The organism is Halalkalibaculum sp. DA3122 (assembly GCF_043951865.1).
Taxonomy (GTDB): domain Bacteria; phylum Bacteroidota; class Rhodothermia; order Balneolales; family Balneolaceae; genus JAMQKA01.
The window spans coordinates 1-2828 of the sequence record NZ_JBINJF010000077.1; the positions used below are offsets into that span (position 1 = coordinate 1).

The window sequence follows — 2828 nt, forward strand, 5'->3', positions numbered from 1 at the left end:
CGCCTGCGGAAATGCAAGATTATTTAACCCAACAACAAGAACTGGCTGCATGATCTGGCTTAACTCACTGTCCATTTTTTTGTAGCAATTCCAGTTGGCTTACCTGCATAATGAGTCTTAAAGTGCTTACTGTATAGCTCCTCCATCAGATCATCAGTGCTATAAACAGTACTAAATAACCTATCCAACTTTCTCATCTGTTTGGAGTAAGTCTGTTTCTCATACATTGCATCTGGATAAGCCTCTCTATGTAGAAAGTATTTACCAGCTCCATAGAGTATTCTGCACCTCTTTCCAGTCTCAGGACAAAGGAAATACCAGAGTTTACCCACTCCTAAATTTGAAGATACTGAGACCAGCTTAACTCTGTAATTTACAGACTCCTCTTTGTTGTAGGTATAGGATAGCTGGATATAAGGCTCCTCAGCTGTCATTTTGCAACTAATCCTTATACTACCTATCTCATTGCCAGCCCTGCTCCAGTTGATAGTACCAGATTTAAAGCTGTTAGTCTTCAGATAATCCCATTCTTTGAGTTTAGATATAGAGATCTGCTTAACATGATCTAAGATTGTTGGAAAGGTGGGTATGTTTGGCATATTCTATAGTAGTTTTAATATTAAAAGCTCAAATTATTAATCACTATTACCAACCATTCTATTCCACTGATATTCAAAAAAATACTGCCCCCAAATTTCATTCCAAGGGAATCTAAAACCAGGTTCATATATCTCATCCCCGTAGTCAATCAAATGTCTTTTAGTACATAACTCTTCAAATGCCCTAAAGTAAATCATATCATAGTCTGTTAATTCACAAATACCATGTTCTCTTAGTTTAGTCTTTAGGATAACTGGATATATAAAACTGCCTAATAGTAAATGTTCTCTAAGTGGCCATCTAAAATTTCTGTCTGATATGTCATGACCATGAGCTACTATATTTCTAATTCTTGTGAACTCATCCATCCAAACACTGGATATACTACTCTCTTCTTCTACCTCTTCATCAGATTCCCTTTGAAATAGATCTGGATATTCACCAATACTTTTGAGGTCAACATATCCAGATAACAAAGTTTCAAAATCATCTGTAAGATTTCTATCGGATATCAATTGCTCAAAAGCAGATCTCATTAGTATTATTTCTTGTACCTGAGATATTTTTGCATTGTCTGTATTACTTCTGTTAAAACTAAGTATCGAATTATAAATCTTTCCCCAATCTCTATCTCTTAACTCTTGACTTGCCTCTATCAGACTATGAATAAGATTTTGATTTAATTGAAAGGGGATAGGTTTTGAAGGTATGTGAGGTTGTCTAACAACAATTAATGCTTCATCCGATATAAAATTTTGAGTATTCCCATCTCTCCTTCTACCGGAAATTGTTACAAAATTATCTTCATCATTTAGATTCCTTATATAGTAATCAAACTGATCTGTATTACAGTATAGAAAGGGATTAAAGAACTGGCGATTGGCAAGGCCTGATATAACTAATATTTCATGAAATAAACTGAATTTATCTAATTCTGCTTCACTATAATTATTTAGTAGTTGGTCACCCTTACAAACATATGTAAACTTTTTTATCGGTAATTCTCTGTTTACCCTGAAAGGATCTAATGCATCTCTCAATAATTCGGGATCAATATCAAATCTCTCAGGTTCTTCAACTTGTAATGTTCCTAATTCAAACTCACCGAGCCGATAGGTTCCACCTATTCTTAGCCAGGGAAGTAAAATTAAATAACTCAAAGTGTAATGTTTTATCAGTTTATCTCAGGTAATTCTTTGTATGACCTCAGTTTATACCTATTGTATGCTTTTTATAGTTTTTTTAGAATCAATACTACTTTTTATTCCCACCTTCATAAACTATCGCAAAGCTGATTGCATCTCTTTTATTCATGCCTATACATTCCATTATAGTTCTGAAACCTAAATCCCTAGGGAACATTGGATAAAGCTTTCAAAATAAACCAAACCATTTTCTTCTAACCCTACCTGTACTGGTTAATTTATATTCCTTAGCTAATCCATCTGCCTGTAGCTTGTTAAATAGTTCTTCAATCTTTTTGAATCCAATTCCCCTTTTTTGCTGAATAATTCCCTTTTCAAGATCATTAATTAAGTCTTTGACTTTGTAATCAAGTACACTTTCATATTGTTTACTGTATCTCAAACTTGATTTAACTGCCTCAATGGTTTTTTGATTAATATTGTTCTTTTTCATCCAAATAGTTGCCACTTCATCCATCATATCAGATACTCAATCATCTATAGTATCTTTTAAGAGCTGAAATTTTACTATCAAGCTCCTCAATTAAAGGAGTTGAATCATCAGGCTCATACTGTTTGCTGTAGTCTCTAATCTCTTTTTTGAGTCTGCTATAGTAAGCTGGATTATCAAAAACATCTTTGGCTCTCCACTCCTCAATCATTTCCATCATTCTGTTAACTCCTATCTCATCAATTTTTAGGAGAGCTAATTGCCTCCAGACGTCTTTAGGAGAATCCATTTTATCAGTATTTAATTTGATCTCAGGGATCTTATGAATTGACTGGTAATCTGATACATATCTGTCAATCAATTTAATGTAAAACTGCTCTTTATACAAAGTGGAGGCTGTTATTTCAGGTTCCTTTAGCTGATCTCCCAATCTTTTCTTGTAACTAATCTCATACCTTAACACATTCTGGTCTCTTAGTGTCTGAGGTATCTTAACAGCTGAACTTGCTACATTTTGGTGGACACCCAGTTAAGCCATAGATTGTTGCCGAAATTTATGACAAACACTAGTTATGGCAAACCAAAAAAGACGA

The 2828-nt window shown here is 34.0% G+C and carries 4 protein-coding genes; all 4 read right to left on the reverse strand.

Going from position 1 to position 2828, the window contains the following annotated elements; translation table 11 throughout:
• Positions 1-59 precede the first annotated feature (59 nt).
• On the reverse strand, positions 60-599 hold the full coding sequence (locus ACG2F4_RS19170; RefSeq protein WP_395262555.1) for a hypothetical protein: 540 nt from the start codon (positions 597-599) through the stop codon (positions 60-62).
• Positions 600-635: 36 nt separating this feature from the next.
• Positions 636-1760 carry a hypothetical protein gene (locus ACG2F4_RS19175; RefSeq protein ID WP_395262556.1) on the reverse strand — a complete coding sequence of 375 codons (1125 nt, stop codon included), beginning with the start codon at positions 1758-1760 and terminating at the stop codon, positions 636-638.
• Between the two features lie 214 nt (positions 1761-1974).
• A complete protein-coding gene (locus ACG2F4_RS19180; protein WP_395262557.1) occupies positions 1975-2265 on the reverse strand; it encodes a hypothetical protein in 291 nt (96 codons plus the stop codon).
• Positions 2266-2278: 13 nt separating this feature from the next.
• The gene (locus tag ACG2F4_RS19185; protein WP_395262558.1) at positions 2279-2665 is read right to left on the reverse strand and encodes a hypothetical protein; all 387 of its coding nucleotides are present in this window, start codon (positions 2663-2665) and stop codon (positions 2279-2281) included.
• Between the last annotated feature and the right edge of the window lie 163 nt (positions 2666-2828).

Excerpts from the sequence above, each read along its gene's own strand:
- ACG2F4_RS19170 (WP_395262555.1), bottom strand. The coding sequence starts at position 599 with ATGCCAAACATACCCACCTTTCCAACAATCTTAGATCATGTTAAGCAG.
- ACG2F4_RS19180 (WP_395262557.1), bottom strand. The coding sequence starts at position 2,265 with ATGATGGATGAAGTGGCAACTATTTGGATGAAAAAGAACAATATTAAT.